Source organism: Bauldia sp. (assembly GCF_020442045.1).
Lineage (GTDB): Bacteria > Pseudomonadota > Alphaproteobacteria > Rhizobiales > Kaistiaceae > Bauldia.
The window spans coordinates 1-21,434 of record NZ_JAGRLA010000006.1 but is presented as its reverse complement, the minus strand read 5'-3'; the positions used below and the strand labels follow the sequence as shown (position 1 = coordinate 21,434).

The window sequence follows — 21,434 nt, the reverse complement described above, 5'->3', positions numbered from 1 at the left end:
CGGGCCGTTGCGACGGGACCGGAGGAAGAGGGAGAATTTGTACGATGAATTTTCTTGACGGGCGTACCTCAACCTTATTAGGTAGTCCGCCGGGAGGACCTCGAATGCTGATGCTGGTGACCGGCGCGACCGGCAAGGTCGGACGGGCGTTTATTCGCCGCCTGCTTGCCGATCCGTCCCATGGCGGCGCCCGCGTCCGTGCCCTGTGCCACAACCGGACGATCGACGCGGGCGAGCGCGTCGAGGTGGTCAAGGGCTCGATCTCCGACCGTGCCGTGGTGGAGCGGGCGATCGACGGCGTCACCCATGTCGTCCACCTCGCGACCTGCAAGGAGACGCCCGACGACGTGATGGACGTCACCGTCAAGGGCCTGTTCTGGATGCTCGAAGCCTTCCGGCAAAGCCACAGCGCCCGGCAGTTCGTGCTGATCGGCGGCGACGCGGCCGTCGGCCATTTCTTCTACCGGCACGACGGGCCGCTGACCGAGAAGGCGCCGCATATGGCCTATCCCGGATGCTATGCGCTGTCGAAGGTGCTCGAGGAGGTGATGCTCGAGCAGTTCGGCATCCAATACGGGATCAACCACTGCTGCCTGCGGGCGCCGTGGATCATGGAGAAGGACGACTTCAGATACACGCTGTCCTTCGGCGATGATGTCTTCGGCGGACCCGACTGGAAGACGATGGTGCCGGCGGAGGATGCGGAGCGGTATCACCAGAACGGAACGGTGCCGTTGCTGCTCGACGCCGACGATCGGCCGCTCAGGCGCAATTTCGTTCATGTCGACGACCTGATCGAGGCGATCATGGCGGCGATCGACAATCCCCGCGCCGAACGCGAGCTTTACAACGTGTGCATGGACCGGCCGGTGGACTATGGCGAGGTCGCCGACTATCTGCGCCGCACCCGCGGGCTGGATTCGATCCGGATTCCGAGCTCGTACCAGTCCAACTGGATGGACAACAGCAAGGCGAAGTTCGACCTCGGCTGGCGCCCGCAATACGACCTCGCGAGGTTGATCGAGGCCGCCTGGACCTACCAGCGGGAGCCGGACGACCCGCGCAAGGTGTGGTATCCGGGTTGATGCGAAACGGACCGGGCCGAGCGATGGGAACTGGGATGAGGAAGAAGGGAGTGCTGCTGATCGCCGCCGCGGCGCTCCTTTGCGCGGCGCCTCCCGCGATGGCCGAGAAGCAGACCCTCGCCGTGGTCGTGAAGGGCCTCGACAATCCGTTTTTCGCCGCTGTCGCCAAGGGCTGCAAGGATTGGAACGAGAAGAACGCCAAGTCGGATTATGAATGCGTCAGCTCGGGACCCGAGATGAGCTCCGACAGCGCCGGGCAGATCCAGATCGTCGAGAAGCTGATCGATTCCGGCGCCGCCGCGATCGCCGTCGCGCCGAGCGATCCATCGGCGATGGCGCGGGCGATCCTCGCCAAATCGCCGTCGATGCCGATCATCACCTACGACACCGATTTCGGTATCGGCCATCGCTATCTGCGCAAGACGTTTCTGGGCACCGACAACCATGAGATCGGCGTGCTGATGGCCAAGCTCCTGATGAAGTACAAGCCGGATGGCGGCACGGTCTGCCTGCAGCTCGGGATCAAGTGGAACGAGAAGATCTCGGCGCGCGCCCAGGGCTTCCGCGACGCGATCGGCGGCGAGCCCGGCACCGGCCGCCTGGAGGACACCAACGGCTGGTCGGAAATCGCCGGCTGCCCGGTCTATAGCGAAGAGCGGATCGACGTCGCGATCGACCAGATGGAGACGATCGTCGACGCCAATCCGGAACTCGGCGCCTTTATTCCTGTTGGCGGTTGGGCGCAGTTCTCGGCGCCGGCCTATGCGCAGCTCGCCAGCAAGTTCAGGGATCGGCTCGACAGCCGCAAGCTGGTGGTGATCGCCGGCGATACGCTGCCGCCGCAAATGGCGGCGCTCAAGGCCGGGAACAGCCACGGCCAGATCGGGCAGCGTCCCGTTGAACTGGGGCAGCAGGCCCCCGACATCCTCATTCAGCTGATCAGGGAGAAGGAGGTCGACGACCCGACCTATGTCGGGATCGACCAGTGCGCGCCGGAGAATGCCGATCGCTGCCTGACCCGATGAATGATCCGAATCCGGGGACGGCATGACCGCCGGCCCCGCCCGAGCTCATCCGATGGATGAGAACCCGACGGAACGGAAACTGGAGGCGCCTCGGCGCCTCCCTTTTTTTGTGCCAAGGGGAATGACGACGATCCGCCGCGCCGGACTATCATGCCTTGCCGGTCGAATCGGGCCGCGGGGGGAAATGCGGCGGGGAAGGCGATGACGACAAACGACGAGAACCCCAACAGCAACACAAGCAAGAAGAAGATCGTTGGCTGGGTCGCGATCGGGCTTGCGGCGCTGATCGTGCTGGCACTCGCCGGGGGCTTCCTGATGCCGCGCCATCGCGTGGTGAGCCGGTCGACCGAGATCGCGGCGCCGCCGTCCGACGTGTTCCCGCTGGTCGGCGACCTCCGCCAGTTCAATGAATGGTCGCCGTGGTTCGAGCGGGATCCGCAAGCCACCTATACCTTCACCGGTCCGACCGACGGCGTCGGCCAGACGTTCCACTGGATGAGCGAGACGCCGGATGTCGGGTCGGGATCGATGACGATAACGGCGATCGAACCGGGCGAGGAGGTGGCGATCGCGGTCGAATTCGCCGACCAGGGGACGGCGGAAACCTCGCTTGCCGTCGCGGCGAAGGGGGCGGGGTCGGTCGTCACCTGGGATTTCTCGACCGATCTCGGCCTCAATCCGATCGCGCGCTATTTCGGCGCCAGCATCGACGAAGCGGTCGGCGCCGATTTCGAGCACGGCCTCGCCAAGCTGAAGGCGCTTGCGGAAGCCCCGCCGGAGACGCCGGACGGAGAGTGATCCGACGCGCGAACCGGGGAGGGACCGGGGTCCGGACCCAATCGATGAAGCGCGCTCGCATCGCTTCAGTCCGTTCGCTTCCGACGTGTTCCCGGCACTGCTAGTCTCAAGCCATGTCCAAGAGCGCCCAGGATTCGATCGCCTTCCGGAACGCTCCCGAACTGAGCGAATGGCTGACGAGCCATCATCAGCGCAGCAGCGGGATCTGGGTGCAGATCTTCAAGAAGGGATCCGGCACGCCATCGGTGACGTGGAGCGACTGCGTGATCGAAGCCATTCGCTTCGGCTGGATCGACGGACAGAAGCTGCCGCTGGACGAGGCTTCCTATCTGCAACGCCTGACGCCTCGGAAGCGGAAGTCGAACTGGTCGGCCAGGAACCGCGAACATGCGGCCAGGCTCATCGCCGAGGGGCGAATGACGCCGGCGGGCCTCGCCCATGTCGAGGCTGCAAAGGCCGATGGTCGATGGGACAGCGCCTACGAAGGATCGGCCACCATGACCATCCCGCAAGACTTCCTGGATGCGCTGGAGGAAATGCCGGCCGCCAAGGCCTTCTTCGAGACGCTGGACCGGAAGAATCTCTTTCCGATCTACTATCGGCTCCACACGGCCAAACGCCCCGAGACGCGCGCCAGGAGGATGTCGCAAATCCTTGCCCAGCTCGAGCGCGGCGAGCGCTTCCACTGAAGCGGAACCGATCAGGTCACGCCTTCCGGCCGCCATTCCATCCCGACATGGCCAGGCCGGCTCGCGATGCGGTCGAGCCAGGCGCGGATGCCGGGATAAGGCGCAAGGTCGAAGCCACCTTCATGGGCGACATGGGTGTAGGCATAGAGCGCGATGTCGGCGACCGAATAGCCGCCGCCGGCGAGCCAGTCATGGTCGGCGAGGCGGGCCTCCATGACACCAAGCGCGCGGTTGCCCTTCTCGTGCCAGCCGGCGATCTGCTCCGCCGTCGCCTTGCCCTTGCGGTCCTCGTAGACGTGGAGCCAGGAGCGGGCGACGGCAACCGTCGGCTCGTGCTCGTATTGCTCGAAGAAGAGCCACTGATAGCAGACCGCCCGGTCGTAACGGTCGCTCGGCAGGTACGGGCCGCCCTCGGCCAGGTAGAGCAGCATCGCGTTCGATTCCGAAAGCCGGCGGCCATCCGGCAGGACGAGGAGCGGGACGCGGCCGTTCGGATTGAGGGCGAGGAATTCGGGAGTCCGGGTGACCCCGGTCCGCGAGTCGGTCTCGACCAGCCGGAAGGGGATGCCGAGGATATGGAGGAGGAGGCGGACCTTGTAGCAGTTGCCGGAAGCCGCCATCGAATAGAGCACGTGGCCGTCGGTCATGAGGCACCTCTCCCATTCACGTCTTCGCGTCGACCGTAGCGCCGGCGCCCCGCGCGATCCAATTCGAATCGCGCGGGGGATTCATCAGCGGAATCGAACGGTGAGGTGGCGGCTTACGCCATTCCCTCGGCTTCGCGGCGGAGGCTGACGGCCTGGTTGTCGCCGATCGCGACATCCGACCAGCGGACCGCCTCGCCCTCGGCGATGTCGCGATTGAGGGTCACGCCATGGGCGAGGCCGATCGGCAGGGCTTCGTGGGCGAGGCTCCGCGCCGCCGGCCACAGCTTGCCCCAGACCGTATAGCCGCCTTCGCCATCGAGGCGCTCGCCGGCCTTGAGGCCGCGCTTGGCGACGGCGACCGCGTCACCCCTGAAGCTGGTGGTCGCGCCGGTCGGCTCGCCGCGCAGCGCGGCAGACAGGACCGACACGCCGAGCTCCAGGCCGATCAGGTGGTAGGGGCGGTAGAGCGCGGCGAAGCGGCCGGAGGCGTCGGTGCGCATGCCATATTGCTCGAAGCAGCTCGCGGTGTAGTCGTTGGTCGCCTCGATGACGACGTAGACGCCCCAGCGCAGGTCGCGCTCGACGACGCTGCCGTCGCGATTGAGCGACGAGACGACCTCGACCATGCCTTTGCCTTCGAGAACGCCGCCGTCGGTCTTGGGCTTGAGGATCGCCGGCAGGTCGTCGACACCGCAGGGCGGGAAGAGAAGACCGTCGGAGGGGACGGCGAGGCCGGTGGCATTGGCGATGGCCGCCATCTCGATCGACGACTTGGTGCCGTCGAGGAAGGAATTGAACATCTGCGGGTTCATGCCCGCCGCCCGGGCGCGGGCGGGATCGAGCCCATAATGCTGCCAGACGCCGTCGGGAGTGACGGCGTGGTAATCCGGCAGATACTTGGTGCCCTTGCCGGCGGCGATGACCTGGAAGCCGGTGGCGCGCGCCCAGTCGACCAGTTCGGCGACGAGGGCGGGCTGGTCGCCATAGGCCATCGAATAGACGATGCCGGCCGACCGCGCCCGCGCGGCGAGCGCCGGGCCGGCGAGGACGTCGGCCTCGACATTGACCATGACGATGTGCTTGCCGGCGTCGATCGCGGTCAGCGCATGGCGAATGCCCGCGGCCGGATTCCCGGTGACCTCGACCACCACCTCGACATCGTCCCGGCCGATAGCCTCGGCGCCGTCCTCGGTGAAGGCGCAGGCGGCGATCCGATCCTCATCCCAGCCGACTTGGCGGCAGGCGTCCCGCGCCCGCTCGACGTCGAGATCGGCAATCACGTTGATCCGGAAGCCGGGGGAGGTCGGCGCCTGGGAGAGGAACATGGAGCCGAATTTGCCGGCGCCGATGACGGCGACGCCGATCGGACCCTTGCTGGCGGAACGTTCGGCGGCGAGGCGGGCGAGATTCATGGTCGGGTGTCTGTCCATTGGAGGGGAGGAAAAGACCCCATGCCACGAATTCGGCCGCCGCGTCGAGTGATCGGAGCGGCTTCGGGCCGACAATGGGCGCCATGGGAGCCCGCGACGTACGCCGCGCTTGAGATTCCCGCTGCACCGCACTAGGGTCCGCGCGCCCTTCCGCCAATGGAGCACAGACCAATGGGTTTCCTTGCCGACTCCCTGTCGCGCATCAAGCCGTCGGCGACCATCGCGGTCACCGACAAGGCTCGGGAATTGCGCGCCGCGGGCCGCGACGTCATCGGCCTCGGCGCCGGTGAACCGGATTTCGACACGCCGGAGAACATCAAGGAGGCGGCGATCCGGGCGATCCGCGAGGGCAAGACCAAATACACGGCGATCGACGGCATTCCCGAGCTCAAGGCGGCGATCGCCGCCAAGCTGAAGCGCGAGAACCACCTCGACTACGCGCCGTCCGAGATCAGCGTCGGGACGGGCGGCAAGCAGGTGCTATTCAACGCGCTGATGGCGACGCTCAACCCCGGCGACGAGGTGATCATCCCCGCGCCCTATTGGGTGAGCTATCCGGAAATCGTGTCGCTGGCCGGCGCGACGCCGGTGATCGTCCCGACGTCCGCCGAGGCGGAATTCAAGCTGACGGCGGAAGCGCTCGAGGCGGCGATCACGCCGCAGACCAAGTGGCTGATCCTCAACTCGCCGTCGAACCCCTCCGGCGCCGCCTATTCACGCGACGAGCTGAAGGCGCTGACCGACGTGCTGATGAAGCACGAGCACGTCTGGGTGCTGACCGACGACATGTACGAGCACCTGATCTACGACGACTTCGTCTTCACGACGCCGGTCGAGGTCGAGCCGGGGCTCAAGGCGCGGGCGCTGACGCTCAACGGCGTGTCCAAGGCCTATGCGATGACCGGCTGGCGGATTGGCTACGCAGCCGGCCCGACGATGCTGGTCAAGGCGATGGCCAAGCTCCAGTCGCAGTCGACCACCAACCCGTCGTCGATCTCGCAATGGGCCGCCGTCGAGGCACTGAACGGGCCGCAGGACTTCATTCCCAGGAACTGCGAAATCTTCCGGGAGCGGCGCGACCTCGTCGTGTCGATGCTCAACCAGGCGGCCGGGATCACCTGCCTGAAGCCGGAAGGCGCCTTCTACGTCTTCCCGTCCTGCGAGGGCACGCTCGGCAAGACCACCAACAGCGGCAAGACGCTCGCGACCGACGAGGACTTCGTCACCGCGCTGCTCGAAGAGGAAGGCGTCGCGGTTGTCCACGGTTCGGCCTTCGGCCTGTCGCCCTTCTTCCGCATCTCCTACGCCGTGTCGAACGAGGCGCTGGAAGAGGCCTGCCACCGCATTCAGCGCTTCTGCGCGGGATTGCGCTAGGCGCGCTCCCGGATTCCGGTTCGCCGCAACGGCGGCCGGTCGCGCGGTAGATCATCGCCGCCGGTCGGGCTACCATCGCCGGAATGCCGTCCGCAGGGGCCGCCTGCGGACCGGCGCCCGGTACCGTCGCGTCGTTCCGGCGCGGCCGCGGTTCGGGGCCGATCCAACCGACGGAGCGATGCCATGGACGCTGACGGCGACACACTCTCCGGCGAGCTGATCGCAGCGGGCCTGGATCCCCGGCATGTCCACGACTGGATCGGGGCCGAGCCGGCACGGACCGCCGACATCACCACCGACCGCCATCGCTATTCGGCCTTCTGGGACCGGACCTCGGCGCTGGTCGCGGCGCTCCCGCCGAAGTCGGCGCGGACCACCGGTCAGGCGAGGGCGGCCGACCGGATATTCGGAATCGCGCGGGAAAGCCGCGAGCGGTTTCTCGCCGCCCATGCCGGCACGCTCTACGAGGAGCTGACCGATCGGCGGAACCAGCATTTGCGGCTCGAAGAGCTCGTCTTCGCGGCGGCGGCCGCGGTCCCCGGACTGACACCGACGGAAGACGAGGTGGCGGCGGAAGACCGGCTGAACCAGGGCGACAAGGACGGCGTCGAGATCGACCAGGGCATCTTCCTCGCCCAGACGCTGGCGGTCGAGGAAGCGGGCCTGCATCTTTGCCATGCGATGCTGCTGCCGCGGCCGGAGACCGAGGAGCATCTCGCTCGCTTCGTCGCCGACGGCGTGCTCGATCTCGCGACGGCGAGGCTCGAACGGCGGGGCAAGGCGGTGATGCTTACCGCGACCAATCCCCGCTTCCTCAATGCCGAGGACGATTCGACCATCGACGTGATGGAGACGGCGATCGACGTCGCCATCCTCGATCCGGCGAGCGAGATCGCGGTGATGCGCGGCGGCAAGGCCGAGCATCCGAAATATGCGGGCCGCAACATCTTCGGCAGCGGCGTCAACCTGACCCATCTCTATCGCGGGAAAATCCCCTTCATCTTCTTCCTCAAGCGCGACCTCGGCTATCTGCACAAGATCCTGCGTGGCGTCGCGCGACCGGGCTCGCTGCCGGACGACGTGCGCGGCCGCGGGATCGAGAAGCCATGGGTCGCCGCGGTGGAGACCTTCGCGATCGGCGGCCACTGCCAGATCCTCCTGGTCGCCGACTACGTGCTGGCGGCCGACGATGCGTACATGACCCTGCCCGCGCGGCGGGAGGGGATCATCCCCGGCTTCGCCAACCTGCGCCTGCCGCGCCATACCGGCGACCGCATCGCCCGCGAGGCGATCCAGTACGAGCTGAAGCTGGTCTGCGACAGCCGGCAGGGGCGGCTGATCTGCGACGAGATCGCCTCGGCCGATGCGATGGAGGATGCGATCGACAAGGTGGTCGCCGGCCTGACCGATGCCGGCGTGGTCAGCGCCATCGGCAACCGGCGCGCCTTCCGGGTCGGCGAGGAGCCGCTCGATCTCTTCCGCCGCTACGCGTCGGTCTATGCCCGCGAACAGGCTTATTGCCACTTCAGTCCGGCGCTGATCGCCAATCTCGAGCGGAACTGGGATGCCAAGAACCGCACGGTCTGACCGGAAACCGACCGCGCCGGGCTTCACGGAGCCGGCGGTCGCGGCCGTCTTCGACGCCCAGCCGGCGGCCATCCGGCGGCAACTCCTGAAACTCCGCACCCTGATCCTTGACACGGCGGCGGCGACGCCGGGCGTCGGCGGGATCGAGGAGACGTTGAAATGGGGGCAGCCGAGCTACCTGACGGCCGAGACGAAAAGCGGGACGACGATCAGGATCGACGCGGTCAGGGACAAGCCGGGCCAGGTGGCGCTCTATGTCCATTGCCAGACGCGGCTGGTCGAACAGTTTCGCGAACTCTATGCCGGCGCGCTCGGCTTCGAGGGAAACCGCGCGATCCTCGTCGATGTGGACAAGGCGTTGCCGACCGGGCCGCTCAGCCATTGCATCGCGATGGCGCTGACCTATCACGCGAGCAAGAAGCCGGCCGGGAGGCGCACCCGCGTGTGATGGCCGCGGGCGCGAAACAGAGCGCCTAGCTCAGGTTTTCCTTGAAGAAGGCGATCGTCCTCTCCTCGGCGAGCTTCGCGGCTTCCGCATCGTAGCGGGGCGTCGTGTCGTTGTGGAAGCCGTGGTTGACGTCGGGATAGACGTAAGCGGTGTAGGTCTTGCCCGCGGCCTTCAGGGCGTCCTCATAGGCCGGCCAGCCGGCGTTGATCCTCTCGTCGAGCCCGGCATATTGCAGGAGGAGCGGGGCCTCGATCGCGGCAACGTCCTGGACATCGGGCTGGCGGCCGTAGAAAGGCACCCCGGCGGCGAGCTCGGGGTAAGCCACGGCGATCGCATTGACGACGCCACCGCCGTAGCAGAAGCCGACAGCGCCGACCCTGCCCGAGCAATCCGCGCGGGCCGTCAGGTATTCGAAGCCGGCGAAGAAATCGTTCATCAGCTTCTCGGGATCGACCTTCCGCTGGAGCTCGCGGCCCTCGTCGTCGTTGCCGGGATAGCCGCCGACCGAGGTCAGGCCATCGGGGGCGAGCGCCATGAAGCCGGCCTTGGCCATGCGACGCGCGACATCCTCGATATAGGGGTTGAGGCCACGGTTCTCGTGGACGACGAGGACGCCGGGGATCTTGTCCGAAGCGCCGGCGGGCCGGACAAGATAGGCGTTGACCTCGCCGTTGCCGTTCGGCGACGGATAGGTGACGCGGCTCGCCGCGATATCGGGATCGTCCCCGGCGACCTGCTGGGCGAGGGCATAGTCAGGCGAGAGCTCACGCAGCAGCATCGTCGCGGTGACGCCGCCAACCGCGAATTTCGCGGCGCGGTCCATGAACTCGCGCTTGGTGATCCTGCCATGGGCATAGAAGTCGTAGAGTTCGAGGAGCTCCCGCGGGAAGTCCTTCGCGGTCTTTCGGCGGATGGGGAGCAACTCGTTCATCGGTTCCGGCAACTCCCTCTCTCTCGGGCAACGGAGACGGCCGGTCCCTTTTCAGAGCCAGCCGCGGCGCTTGAAGTAGAGATAGGGCAGCACCGCCGAGGCGACCATGAGGCCGATGGCAAGCGGATATCCGAAGCCCCAGGAGAGTTCCGGCATGTCGGCGAAATTCATCCCGTAGATCGTTCCGATCAGCGTCGGCGGGAAGAAGATCGTCGCCGCGATGGTCAGGATGCGGATGACCTCGTTCTGCTCGACGGAGATCAATCCGAGCGTCGCGTCGAGGAGGAAGGTGATCTTGTTGGAGAGGAACTCGACGTGATCCTCCAGCGAGCGGACGTCGCGCGAGATCAGCTTCAGGCGATTCTTGCTGTTGCCCTTGGAGAAGCCACCCCGGAGGGTGAGACTCGCGAACTGGACCAGGCGCTCGAGCGAGGCGAGGCTTTCACGCGCCTTCGCCGCGAGGTCGCCCTGGGTGCCGACGTCGCCGATCAGCTGCTCGAGCCGCCGCCCGCTGCGCCGCTCGGCGCGGGCGGCGAAGATCTCGGCGTTGATGCGATCGACGTCGCTGCTGATCCGTTCCAGCACGTCGGCGGTGCGGTCGACGAGCGCCTCGACGAGACCGAGGAAGACGCCGGGTACCGTCGAGCAGGCGCTTCCGGGCTTGCCGGCGCGGGTGAGGAACTGGCGGAGCGCGCGGATATCGTCGTAGCGCAGGGTCGCGATACGGTTGTCGCTGGTCACGACGAAGGTGAAGGGCACGAGCTTCGCCTCGCCCTTGTCGACGCCGGTAAGGATCGTGGCGGTCATGAAGACCGCGCCGTCTTCGGTATAGAAGCGACTGGAGAACTCGATCTCCGCCGCTTCTTCCCGGGTCGGCAGGCCGGCGCCGAGAAACACCTCGGTGTTCCTGTCCTCGGCGACCGAGGGCTGCAGGAGATCGACCCAGCCGGTTTCCGGCGGGATGTCTTCTCCGCCAGCGAATTCGAGGCGTTTCGGGCCGCCGCTGGTGAGGGTATAGGCGTCGAGCATTCGCAATAGGACCTTGCAGGGGGACTGCCACGCTTACGCTTCATTGATCAAGGGCTGATGACGGCGCCGAGCAAGAATCGTCCGGCGCGGGTCGTCCGCAAGTATCGGACGATACTCGCTCATTCGGGACGAGTCGTCACCCGCTCAACGTCGCGGCGCCACCGCCCGTCGCGGCCTGTCGCGGCGGTTCGGGCCCGTTCGCCGTCAGAGGCCGGTGCATCGCACTTGTCAGCCGCCGCTTTCCTTGAGACCATCGTCACCAGCATGTCACACATGCCCAAGAACAAGTAGAGAACGGGGAGGGCGGCGCCATGTCAGACGACAATAGCGGCAGAGTGAGAGGCCCCCGGTGCATTGCGCTGGTGGGGCCATTTGCGAGCGGCAAGACCACGTTGCTGGAATCGATCCTTGCGCGAACCGACGCGATCACGCGCCAGGGAACGATTGCGGAAAAGAATACGGTCGGCGACGGGTCGCCGGAGGCGCGGGCGCACCAGATGAGCGTCGAGGCGAATATCGCCGAGACCGACTTCATGGGCGACCGCTTCACCTTCATCGACTGCCCGGGATCGGTGGAGTTCGGTTTCGAGGCGGAACCGGTACTGGCCGGAGTCGACCTCGCGGTGGTGGTCGCGGAGGCGGATGACAAGAAGATCCCGGCGCTCCAGGTCATCCTCAAGAGCCTCGAGGACAAAGGCATCCCCCGCATCCTCTTCCTCAACAAGATGGACAAGACCAGCGCCAGCGTTCGCGGGACGCTCGAGATGCTGCAGCCGGCGAGCGCGGTACCGCTGGTGCTGCGCCACATTCCGATCCGCCAGAACGACGTCGTCACCGGGTTCATCGACCTCGCCCTGGAGCGCGCCTTCGTCTATCGCGAACATGCCGCGAGCGAATTGATCGACATGACCGACGCGGATCGCGCCCGCGAGGCGGAAGCCCGCTACTCGATGCTCGAAACACTCGCGGATTACGACGACGGGCTGATGGAACAACTGCTGGAGGACATCCAGCCGGACCGCGACCAGATCTTCAAGGACCTGGCGGTGGAGATGCGGGAGGGCCAGATCTGCCCGGTGCTGATCGGTTCCGCCGAGGGCGCCAACGGCATCGGCCGCCTGCTCAAGGCGATCCGCCACGAGACGAGGGGGGTCGAGGAGACCCGCCTCCGCCTCGGCGTCGAGAACACCGGGGACGGTATCGTGCAGGTGCTGAAGACGCTGCATACGACCCATGGCGGCAAGCTGTCGATCGTGCGCGTCCTCGCCGGCGAAATCGGCGACGGCACGGAGTTCACCGGGCCGAGCGGACCGGTCGGCCGGGTGTCGGGTGTCTTTCGCATCATCGGCCAGCAGGCGAACAAGCGTGACACGGCAAGCGCCGGCGAGACCGTCGGTCTCGGCAAGCTCGACGACGCGCTGACCGGCCAGACGCTGTCGACGGCGAAAGAGGCGCCGCCGCAGGTGGTGGCGCTCGCCGCGCCCCAGCCGGTGCTCGGCACGGCGGTGTCCACGGCCGAGCGCAAGGACGAGGTGAAGCTCTCCTCGGCGCTCGCCAAGGCGGTGGAGGAAGACCCGTCGCTGCGCGTTTCCCATGTCCAGGACACCGGCGAGACGGTGCTGGAAGGGCAGGGCGAAATGCACCTTCGGGTGGCGCTGGAGCGGCTCACCGGCAAATACGGTATCTCGGTCGATACCCATGACCCAAGGGTTCCCTACAAGGAAACCATTCGCGGCACGACCACGGTGCGGGGCCGGCACAAGAAGCAGTCGGGCGGCCATGGACAGTTCGGCGACGTGGTGCTCGACATCAAGCCGCAGCCGCGCGGCGCGGGCTTTGCCTTTTCGGAATCGATCTCGGGCGGCGCGGTGCCCCGGAACTACTTCTCCGCCATCGAGGGAGGGATCGTCGAATATCTCGACAAGGGGCCGCTCGGCTTCCCGGTCGTCGACGTCGCGGTGAATCTCAGCGACGGTTCCTACCACTCGGTCGATTCGTCGGACCAGGCATTCCGCACGGCCGCCCAGATCGGGATGCGCGAAGGCATGCCGCAATGCAAGCCGGTGCTGCTCGAGCCGATCCTGAAGGTCGAGGTGGTTGTCCCGGCGGAAGCGACGCCGCGGGTCAACGGTATCGTGTCGCAGCGGCGCGGCCAGATCCTCGGTTTCGACGCCCGGCCCGACTGGCAGGGCTGGGACGTGGTCGAGGCGATGATCCCGCAGTCGGAAATCCGCGACCTGATCGTCGAGCTGCGCTCGGCGACCGCGGGCGTCGGGACCTTCCAGGCGAGCTTCGACCATCTCGCGGAGCTCTCGGGCAAGCTCGCCGACCAGGCGATCGAGCGGGCGAGCGCCGAAGCGGCATAGGCATTCGCCAGGCGGTGCCGGCGCCGGTCAGCCGGTGCCGCGCCGTGTCCCGGATCGCGCGGGGGGCCGTCCCTTCCGGTGCCTGGCGGTGGAGACATCGCCGCGAACCGGGGAAGGCCACCGGCCGAAGACAGGTGAGACGCCGACACCGATGGTTGAAGATGCCCCACACCATCGTGATTTGATCGTGTGCAGCGGTGGCCTTACCTCTCTGTGCCAGCGACAAGGCACGCCAAGGGAGCGAACGAGATGTATGTGAAGCGCCAGAAGGGCTGGGAGATTCCGGAGCGGCTGGCAACGCCGGAGTCGGTCTATCTCAACCGCCGGCAAATCCTCGCGGCGAGCGGCTTCGGCATGGCCGCGGCGGCCTTCCCGCGACTGGCGAGCGCCGAGACCGATCCGTCGGCCGATCTCTATCCCGCGCCGCGCAATTCGAAATACACGATCGAGCGCGAGGTGACGCCGGAAGCGATCAACACCAACTACAACAACTTCTATGAATTCGGGACGCACAAGAACATCGCGAGCGCCGCGGAGGCGCTGCCGATCCGCCCCTGGGAAGTAAAGATCGACGGGCTGGTCGAGACCGAGATCACCACCGATTTCGACACGCTGATCCGCAAGATGCCGCTGGAGGAGCGGCTTTACCGGCACCGCTGCGTCGAAGCCTGGTCGATGACCGTGCCGTGGACCGGCTTCCCGGTCGCGGAGCTGGTCAAGTTCGCGAAGCCGCTGGGCGACGCGACCTACCTCAGGATGGAAACCTTCATGATGCCGGACGTCGCCACCGGCCAGAAGCAGATCTGGTATCCGTGGCCCTATGTCGAGGGCATCAGCATGGCGGAGGCGACGAATGACCTCGCCTTCCTGGTTACCGGCGCCTATGGCAAGCCCGTGGCCAAATCGATGGGGGCGCCGCTGCGGCTCCATCTCCCCTGGAAATACGGGTTCAAGTCGATCAAATCGATCGTCAAATTCACGTTCACCGACGAGCAGCCGGTCAACTTCTGGCAGGCGCTGGCCGCCGACGAATACGGCTTCTGGGCCAACGTCAATCCCGATGTTCCGCATCCGCGCTGGAGCCAGGCCAGCGAGCGCGACCTGACGACCAACGACCGGATTCCGACGGTGATCTTCAACGGCTATGGCGAATATGTCGCCGATCTCTATGCCGGAATGGAAGACCAGCCGATCTACATGTAGGCCGCTGTCCCGCGGACGTTTCGGCCTTGGTCACATCGTAGACCCAAAGAAAAAGCCGGGCCACGCGGGCCCGGCAGTTCTTTGCCGCATCAGCAACGCGCGCGACAAACCTTCCAGAGAGGAACTGACGACGCAGCCATTCGTGCGTAGGGAGGATTGACGAACGAATCACTACGTCGACATGTTCATTGTACAACTGCAAAATAAATGTGCAGTCACTTGTCGGGATCGTAGTGAATAAAGCCGGATGCGAGATAAAAATGCAACAGGGGCCTGTGGGCCGTTCAATATGCCCAGTTCTGTGCCTTCGATAGAAGGAAGTCCCTGAAAACATGCACGCGTGCCGAGTTCTTGAGCTCGGCCGGATAGACGAAATACGACGCGAAACTCGGCACCTCCGCCTCCGGCAGGAGGCGCTCAAGCCGCGTTTCGCCTTCCACCATGTAGTCCGGCAGGACGGCGACGCCGATGCCGCGCACCGCGGCGTTCTTGATCGACAGGAGATTGTTGATCCGCAGGATCGGCACACGGGGATTGCCGGGGTCGCGGCCGGCGACCTCCAGCCAGTTCACGTCCCTGAGGTAATTGGGCACCGGAACGCCGAAGGTGACGATGCGGTGCTGGTCGAGCTCCTCGATCGATTTCGGACGTCCGAAGCGTTCGAGATAGGAGGGCGCCGCATAGAGGTGCATGTGGACGGTGAAGAGGCGGCGCTGGATGAGGTCCGGCTGGGTCGGCTGCCGGAGGCGGATGGCGATGTCCGCCTCGCGCATGTTCAGATCGAGCTCGCCGTCGTCGAGAATGAGCTGAAGCTCGATATCCGGATAATGGTCGATGAATTCGTGGATGCGGTCGGTCAGCCAGGTGGAGCCGAGGCCGACCGTCGTCGTCAGGCGCAGCCGCCCGGTCGGCTGCTCGGCCGAGTCGGCGAGGCGGGCGCGTACGGCCTCGAGCTTGGACATCACGTCGTTGGCGGCGCGATAGAGGTGCTCGCCCTGCTCGGTGAGGATCAGGCCGCGGGCGTGGCGATGGAAGAGCGCGACGCCGAGATCCTGCTCCAGGGCGCTGACCTGCCGGCTGACCGCCGACTGGCTCATGTTCAGCGTGTCGCCGGCGTGGGTGAAGGAGCCGGCCTGGGCGGCTGCCTGGAAGATGCGGAGCTTGTCCCAGTCCATCGCGACGGCGATCCTTTCCGCGCCTATTCGGCCGCTTCGGCAGTGTCTTCCGACATTGCGAGGAACTTTTCCGCCTCGAGCGCGGCCATGCAGCCCTGACCGGCCGCGGTCACCGCCTGGCGATAGAAGTCGTCGGTGACATCGCCGGCCGCGAAGACGCCCGGGATGCCGGTCGCGGTCGAGTCCGGCTCGGTCACCACGTAGCCTCCCGCCTTGGTGCGCAACTGGCCGCCGAGGAACTCGACCGACGGCGCGTGGCCGATCGCGACGAAGACGCCGTCGACGGTGAGGTTGCTCACGGTGCCCGACTTGACGTTCTTCAGCTTGAGGCCGGTGACCGAAGGCGGCGGCCCGGCATCGCCGATCACGTCCTCCACCACCGTGTCCCAGATCACCTCCACCCTGTCGTTGGCGAAGAGGCGGTTCTGCAGGATCTTCTCGGCACGGAAGGAGTCGCGGCGATGGATCAGCGTGACCTTCGAGGCGAAATGGGTGAGGAACAGGGCCTCTTCGACGGCCGTGTTGCCGCCGCCGATCACAGCGACTTCGCGATCCTTGTAGAAGAAGCCGTCACACGTCGCGCAGGCCGAGACACCAAAGCCCTTGAAGCGCTCCTCGCCGGGCAGATTCAGCCACTTCGCCTGGGCCCCGGTGGCGATGATCAGGGCATCGGCGGTGTAGGTCTCGCCGCTGTCGCCGTCGAGCCGGAAGGGGCGCCGCGACAGATCGACGGAATTGATCTGGTCCGAGACCATCCGTGCGCCGACATGTTCGGCCTGGGCGCGCATCTGCTCCATCAGCCAGGGCCCCTGGACGGGCTCGGCAAACCCCGGGTAGTTTTCGACGTCGGTGGTGATGGTCAGCTGACCACCCGGCTGGATGCCGGCGATCAGCACCGGCTCCAGCATCGCACGGGCCGCATAGATCGCAGCCGTGTAGCCGGCCGGCCCGGAGCCGACGATGATGACTTTCGCGTGCATGAACCGCGCTTCCCTGAAAAACATCCCGGCAGCATGGCGAACGGCCACCCGCGGGACGGAATCGAGCTAGGCGAAATCTAGGGACTCCGCCCCCAAGTCTGCAAGGAGCGCATGGCTCCTGTGAATAACAATTTGGTCAAGACAAACGGTCGCGGAGGGCGGGCCTCCGCGACCGTCATCGTTTCCGGGATCGGCCGACGGGGTGATGGTGCCGGCCGTTCGAGCTACTGCGAAGGCGGGGTCATACCCCCCATACCGCCACCGGAGCCACCGCCGCCGGAGCCGCCTCCACCGGAGCCACCACCGCCGCCGCCACCGCCGCCGGGCGGAGTCTTGCCGCCGCCACCGGGGCCGTTGCCGCCGCCACCCGGGGGCATGGGCGGGGGACCACCGCCGAACAGCGCCGCGAGCTCGGGATAGCTTTCGGCGGGCGCCCAGTCAGGTGCGCCGGTCTTCCAGACGAGGTCGGTTCGGGCGATCTGGCCCTGCTGGATACGCTGGCCGATTTCCTGAAGGGTCATCGGGCCGACCGGCTGGCCGTTGACCGCGACGAAATACTGGACGTCCGTCGGGCCGGGAATCGGCGGGGGCCCTGGCGGATTCGGTCCGGGTCCGGGCGGGTTCGGCCCAGGCCCGGGCGGGTTCGGCCCGGGGCCGCCGGCAAGCTGGAAGAACACGTCCGACGAACTGCCATCCTGGAACTTCAGGCGCATGGCGAGGCCCTGCTGCGACCAGACCGCCTGGAAGGAAATCGGTGCGAGACCGGGTTGGGCAAGCTGAATCGTGCCCTGGGCATTGTTGCCGCCGTCGGTCTGGCCCTGCAACGTGCCCTGGTCATTGCCGGTAATCGTTCCCTGGAGGGCGGTGCCGGACTGGCGAAGATCGAGAACGTCGCCGGCGATGGCGCCAGTGCCTTGATACCTGCCGGTCATGTGATCGGCCGATGCGGTCGCCCCCCAGAACAACGTCAAAAGGAAAAGTAAGACTGGACCTGCAATACGCATTGGTCACTCCACATTCTATCCGGGGTCGTCATCCTAACAGTGACGAATGGATGCGGCGAGGGGTAGGGGTCCGACCGCTTTCTTTCGTCCTTGCGTGCGAATTGTTCCAAATCGTGCTAAGTTTGGCAATGTCGTTGCGTATGCCTGGGCCATCGGGGGCCGTTGCAGCGGGGCCGTGACGTGAAGGCCAGACTGGACGCAATCGATTGGAAGATCCTGCGGGAGCTGCAGGCCGACGGCCGGATCACCAACGTCGCGCTGGCCGGCCGCGTCGGGATATCCGCGCCGCCCTGCCTGCGGCGCGTCCGCGCCCTCGAGGAGGCAGGCATCATCGAAGGTTACCGGGCGATGGTCGACGGCAGGGCCCTGGGCCTGGCCGTTTCCGCCTTCGCGCTGGTCGGGCTCTCCAGCCAGAGCGAGGCCGACCTGCTGACCTTCGAGGCGCGGGTGCGGTCGTGGGAAATCGTCCGGGAGTGCCACATGCTCTCGGGCGACATCGACTTCATCCTCAAATGCATCGCCCCCGACCTCGAGACCTTCCAGGCCTTCGTCATCGAGGAGCTGACCCGGGCGCCGCAGGTCGAGAGCGTGCGCACGTCGCTGGTCATCCGCCGGCTCAAGAACGAGCCGGCGGTTCCCGTGCCCTGACGGTGCCGGGCTAGCTGTACTTGACCGAGAGGATCTCGTAGGAGCGGGCGCCGCCGGGGGTCGCGACCTCGACGGTGTCGCTCTTCGACTTGCCGATCAGGGCGCGCGCAATCGGCGAGGAGATCGAGATCTTGCCCTGCTTCACGTCGGCCTCGACGTCGCCGACGATCTGATACTTCATCTCCTCGTCGGTATCCTCGTCGACAAGGGTGACGGTCGCGCCGAACTTGATGGTCGTCGAGCCGCTGAGCTTCGCCACGTCGATGATCTCGGCGCGCGACAGCTTGTCCTCGAGCTCCATGATACGGCCTTCGTTGAGGCTGTGGGCTTCCTTGGCGGCATGGTATTCGGCGTTCTCGGACAGATCGCCATGGCCACGGGCCTCGGCAATCAGTTCGATAATCCGCGGACGCTCCTCGGAGGTGCGCCGCTTCAACTCCGATTCCAGCGCCGCATGGCCAGCAGCGGTCATTGGAACCTTTTCCATCACCCTTTAACCTCGTTCTTGTTCGGTCCAGGCCGAATCCAACCGAATAGTACCACAAGCCCGGAATTCCAAACCTATTGGAACTCCACGCTTTCTTCGTGTCTGGTGGTCCTGGTCAGGCCGCGGTGAAATAGGATTGCAGTGGCCGGACTTCAAGACTGCCGTGCTTGTACGCCTCGATCCCCAGAGACGCCGCAACCGCACCGGCGATCGTCGTGTAATACGGCACCCGATGCAGGAGTGCGGCGCGCCTCAGCGACCGACTGTCGGTGAAAGCCTGCCTGCCTTCGGTGGTGTTGATGACAAGCTGAATCCCACCATTCTTGATAGCATCAACGATGTGGGGTCGACCTTCAAGCACCTTGTTGATCTTGGCGCAGGGAATGCCCTCGGCTTCGAGGAAGCGCTGGGTCCCGCTTGTGGCCACCACATCGAAACCAAGTGAATTCAACAACCTGATCGCGTCGGCAATCCTCGGCTTGTCGGCGTCCCTGACCGAAACGAAGACGGTGCCGCTGGTCGGCACGGTGCCGCCGGCGCCGAGCTGGCTCTTGGCGAAGGCGACCGGATAGTCGCGGTCGAGGCCCATGGATTCCCCGGTCGAGCGCATCTCCGGGCCAAGCAGCGTGTCGACATTCGGGAAGCGGGCGAAGGGGAAGACGGCCTCCTTGACGCCGACATGCCGGATGCCGTTCGGCGCCAGGCCGAACCGGGCGAGCGGCGTTCCTGCCATGACCAGGGCGCCGATCTTGGCGAAGGGGCGGCCGACCGTCTTGGCGACGAAGGGAACGGTCCGCGACGCTCGCGGGTTCACTTCCAGCACATAGATCTCGCCGTCCTTGATGGCGAATTGCACGTTCATCAGTCCACGCACCTCGAGCCCGAAGGCAAGCGCGGTCGTCTGGCGCTCGAGTTCCGCGATGGTCGCGGGAGGCAGGGAATGGGGCGGCAGCGAGCAGGCCGAGTCGCCCGAATGGATGCCGGCCTGCTCGATATGCTCCATGATCCCGCAGATGAAGACCGACTGGCCGTCCGACAGGGCGTCGACATCGACCTCGGCCGCATCGGAGAGGTAGCGGTCGAAGAGCAGCGGGTTCTTGCCGAGCAGGGTATTGATCTGGCCGGTCTTGTCATTCGGATAGCGCGCCCTGACCTCGCCCGGAACCAGTTCGGGCAGGGTGCCGAGCAGGTAGTCGTTGAGCTGCTCTTCCTCGCGGATGATCTGCATCGCACGGCCGCCGAGCACATAGGATGGCCGGACCACCAGCGGGTAGCCGAGCTCGGCGACCACGAGCCGGGCCTGCTCGACCGAATAGGCGATGCCGTTCTTCGGCTGCTTCAGTCCGAGCTTGTTGATGAGTTTCTGGAAGCGATCGCGATCCTCGGCGAGGTCGATCGCGTCCGGCGACGTGCCGAGGATCGGAACGTCCGCCTCCTGCAACGCGTGGGCGAGCTTCAGCGGGGTCTGTCCGCCGAACTGGACGATGACGCCATGGAGGCTGCCTTTCGACTGTTCGACCCTGACGATCTCCAGGACATCCTCGGCCGTCAGCGGCTCGAAATAGAGCCGGTCGGAGGTGTCATAGTCGGTCGAGACCGTCTCCGGGTTGCAGTTGATCATGATCGTCTCGAAGCCGTCGTCCGACAGCGCGAAACAGGCGTGGCAGCAGCAATAGTCGAACTCGATTCCCTGGCCGATGCGGTTCGGTCCGCCGCCGAGGATGATGACCTTCTTTCGGTCGCTCGGCCCGGCCTCGTCGGCGAGCGCACCGGCGAAGGGCGTCTCGTAGGTCGAGTAGAGATAGGCGGTCGGCGAGGCGAATTCTGCGGCGCAGGTATCGATGCGCTTGAAGGCAGGGTGCACCGAAAGGTCGTTCCGCAGGGCAGCGACCTCGGCCTCGGCCACGCCGGCAAGGGCGGCGAGGCGGGCATCGGAGAAGCCCTGCGCCTTCAGCCGCCTCAACGCGCCCGCCGTCGGCGGCAGGCCATGGGCGCGGACCTTCTCCTCGGACGCGACGATTGCCTCGAGCTGGCGGAGGAACCACGGATCGATGTGGGAGACCTTGTAGATATCGGCGATCGAAACGCCGTGGCGCATCGCCTGGGCGCAGGTGAGCAGCCGGTCCGGCGTCGGCCGGCCGAGGGCGGCGCGGATGGCGTTCTTGTCGTCGCCCTCGCCGAGGCCGGGAATGACGACTTCGTCGAGCCCCGAATAGCCGGTTTCGAGGCCGCGCAGCGCCTTTTGCAGCGATTCCGCGAAGGTCCGGCCGATCGCCATGACCTCGCCGACCGATTTCATCGCGGTGGTCAGGAGGGGCTCGGCGCCGGGAAACTTCTCGAAAGCGAAGCGCGGGATCTTGGTAACGACGTAGTCGATGGTCGGCTCGAAGGCGGCCGGTGTCGCGCCGCCGGTAATGTCGTTGTCGAGCTCGTCGAGCGTGTAGCCGACGGCGAGCTTGGCGGCGACCTTGGCGATCGGGAAGCCGGTCGCCTTGGAGGCGAGCGCCGAGGAGCGCGACACCCGCGGG

Annotated in this window: 19 protein-coding genes; 10 read left to right on the top strand and 9 right to left on the bottom strand. The window is 66.2% G+C overall.

The window, feature by feature from the left end:
• Positions 1-104 precede the first annotated feature (104 nt).
• The 4 genes from KDJ86_RS00715 to KDJ86_RS00700 all read left to right on the top strand — a co-directional run bounded on the left by KDJ86_RS00715 (position 105) and on the right by KDJ86_RS00700 (position 3,597).
• Positions 105-1,085 carry an NAD-dependent epimerase/dehydratase family protein gene (locus KDJ86_RS00715; RefSeq protein ID WP_291741581.1) on the top strand — a complete coding sequence of 327 codons (981 nt, stop codon included), beginning with the start codon at positions 105-107 and terminating at the stop codon, positions 1,083-1,085.
• A gap of 35 nt (positions 1,086-1,120) precedes the next feature.
• A complete protein-coding gene (locus KDJ86_RS00710; protein WP_291741577.1) occupies positions 1,121-2,110 on the top strand; it encodes a substrate-binding domain-containing protein in 990 nt (329 codons plus the stop codon).
• Between the two features lie 201 nt (positions 2,111-2,311).
• Positions 2,312-2,908 carry an SRPBCC family protein gene (locus KDJ86_RS00705; protein WP_291741575.1) on the top strand — a complete coding sequence of 199 codons (597 nt, stop codon included), beginning with the start codon at positions 2,312-2,314 and terminating at the stop codon, positions 2,906-2,908.
• A gap of 113 nt (positions 2,909-3,021) precedes the next feature.
• Complete coding sequence (locus tag KDJ86_RS00700) at positions 3,022-3,597, top strand: YdeI/OmpD-associated family protein (protein ID WP_291741573.1); 576 nt, start codon at positions 3,022-3,024, stop codon at positions 3,595-3,597.
• A gap of 11 nt (positions 3,598-3,608) precedes the next feature.
• Here KDJ86_RS00700 and KDJ86_RS00695 read toward each other — a convergent pair whose 3' ends face one another.
• Both KDJ86_RS00695 and KDJ86_RS00690 read right to left on the bottom strand, forming a co-directional pair.
• Positions 3,609-4,244: a glutathione S-transferase family protein gene (locus KDJ86_RS00695; protein WP_291741570.1), complete on the bottom strand. Its 636-nt coding sequence runs from the start codon at positions 4,242-4,244 to the stop codon at positions 3,609-3,611.
• A 113-nt stretch (positions 4,245-4,357) separates the two neighbouring features.
• Entirely contained in the window at positions 4,358-5,656 is a 1,299-nt protein-coding gene (locus tag KDJ86_RS00690) for an NAD(P)H-dependent oxidoreductase (RefSeq protein WP_291741567.1), read from the bottom strand.
• A 189-nt stretch (positions 5,657-5,845) separates the two neighbouring features.
• On the opposite strand from KDJ86_RS00690, the gene KDJ86_RS00685 reads away from it, so the two are divergent.
• The 3 genes from KDJ86_RS00685 to KDJ86_RS00675 all read left to right on the top strand — a co-directional run bounded on the left by KDJ86_RS00685 (position 5,846) and on the right by KDJ86_RS00675 (position 9,083).
• Complete coding sequence (locus tag KDJ86_RS00685; protein ID WP_291741565.1) at positions 5,846-7,048, top strand: pyridoxal phosphate-dependent aminotransferase; 1,203 nt, start codon at positions 5,846-5,848, stop codon at positions 7,046-7,048.
• Between the two features lie 183 nt (positions 7,049-7,231).
• Complete coding sequence (locus KDJ86_RS00680; RefSeq protein ID WP_291741562.1) at positions 7,232-8,635, top strand: enoyl-CoA hydratase/isomerase family protein; 1,404 nt, start codon at positions 7,232-7,234, stop codon at positions 8,633-8,635.
• Positions 8,613-9,083 (top strand): DUF1801 domain-containing protein, encoded by a 471-nt coding sequence (locus tag KDJ86_RS00675; protein WP_291741559.1) that lies wholly within the window; start codon positions 8,613-8,615, stop codon positions 9,081-9,083. The genes KDJ86_RS00680 and KDJ86_RS00675 overlap by 23 nt, the downstream gene beginning before the upstream one ends.
• 25 nt (positions 9,084-9,108) lie before the next feature.
• Here KDJ86_RS00675 and yghX read toward each other — a convergent pair whose 3' ends face one another.
• Together yghX and KDJ86_RS00665 are read right to left on the bottom strand one after the other, a co-directional pair.
• Positions 9,109-9,996 (bottom strand): YghX family hydrolase, encoded by an 888-nt coding sequence (gene yghX, locus KDJ86_RS00670; RefSeq protein WP_291741655.1) that lies wholly within the window; start codon positions 9,994-9,996, stop codon positions 9,109-9,111.
• Positions 9,997-10,065: 69 nt separating this feature from the next.
• A complete protein-coding gene (locus KDJ86_RS00665; protein WP_291741557.1) occupies positions 10,066-11,043 on the bottom strand; it encodes a magnesium transporter CorA family protein in 978 nt (325 codons plus the stop codon).
• 311 nt (positions 11,044-11,354) lie between these two features.
• On the opposite strand from KDJ86_RS00665, the gene KDJ86_RS00660 reads away from it, so the two are divergent.
• Both KDJ86_RS00660 and msrP read left to right on the top strand, forming a co-directional pair.
• Positions 11,355-13,409, top strand: a complete 2,055-nt coding sequence (locus KDJ86_RS00660) for an elongation factor G (protein ID WP_291741555.1) — start codon at positions 11,355-11,357, stop codon at positions 13,407-13,409.
• 249 nt (positions 13,410-13,658) lie between these two features.
• Positions 13,659-14,612 carry a protein-methionine-sulfoxide reductase catalytic subunit MsrP gene (msrP, locus tag KDJ86_RS00655; protein ID WP_291741553.1) on the top strand — a complete coding sequence of 318 codons (954 nt, stop codon included), beginning with the start codon at positions 13,659-13,661 and terminating at the stop codon, positions 14,610-14,612.
• A gap of 284 nt (positions 14,613-14,896) precedes the next feature.
• Here msrP and KDJ86_RS00650 read toward each other — a convergent pair whose 3' ends face one another.
• From KDJ86_RS00650 to KDJ86_RS00640, 3 genes are all read right to left on the bottom strand, one after another.
• Positions 14,897-15,787: a LysR family transcriptional regulator gene (locus tag KDJ86_RS00650; protein ID WP_521085242.1), complete on the bottom strand. Its 891-nt coding sequence runs from the start codon at positions 15,785-15,787 to the stop codon at positions 14,897-14,899.
• A gap of 23 nt (positions 15,788-15,810) precedes the next feature.
• Positions 15,811-16,767: a thioredoxin-disulfide reductase gene (trxB, locus tag KDJ86_RS00645; RefSeq protein ID WP_291741551.1), complete on the bottom strand. Its 957-nt coding sequence runs from the start codon at positions 16,765-16,767 to the stop codon at positions 15,811-15,813.
• A gap of 224 nt (positions 16,768-16,991) precedes the next feature.
• A complete protein-coding gene (locus KDJ86_RS00640; protein ID WP_291741549.1) occupies positions 16,992-17,699 on the bottom strand; it encodes a DUF4339 domain-containing protein in 708 nt (235 codons plus the stop codon).
• Between the two features lie 252 nt (positions 17,700-17,951).
• Here KDJ86_RS00640 and KDJ86_RS00635 point away from each other — a divergent pair, with 252 nt between their 5' ends.
• On the top strand, positions 17,952-18,419 hold the full coding sequence (locus KDJ86_RS00635; RefSeq protein WP_291741547.1) for an Lrp/AsnC family transcriptional regulator: 468 nt from the start codon (positions 17,952-17,954) through the stop codon (positions 18,417-18,419).
• A 10-nt stretch (positions 18,420-18,429) separates the two neighbouring features.
• Here KDJ86_RS00635 and greA read toward each other — a convergent pair whose 3' ends face one another.
• Together greA and carB are read right to left on the bottom strand one after the other, a co-directional pair.
• On the bottom strand, positions 18,430-18,906 hold the full coding sequence (greA, locus tag KDJ86_RS00630; RefSeq protein ID WP_291741543.1) for a transcription elongation factor GreA: 477 nt from the start codon (positions 18,904-18,906) through the stop codon (positions 18,430-18,432).
• A 115-nt stretch (positions 18,907-19,021) separates the two neighbouring features.
• On the bottom strand, positions 19,022-21,434 hold a 2,413-nt coding region (carB, locus tag KDJ86_RS00625; protein WP_291741538.1), incomplete at its 5' end, for a carbamoyl-phosphate synthase large subunit.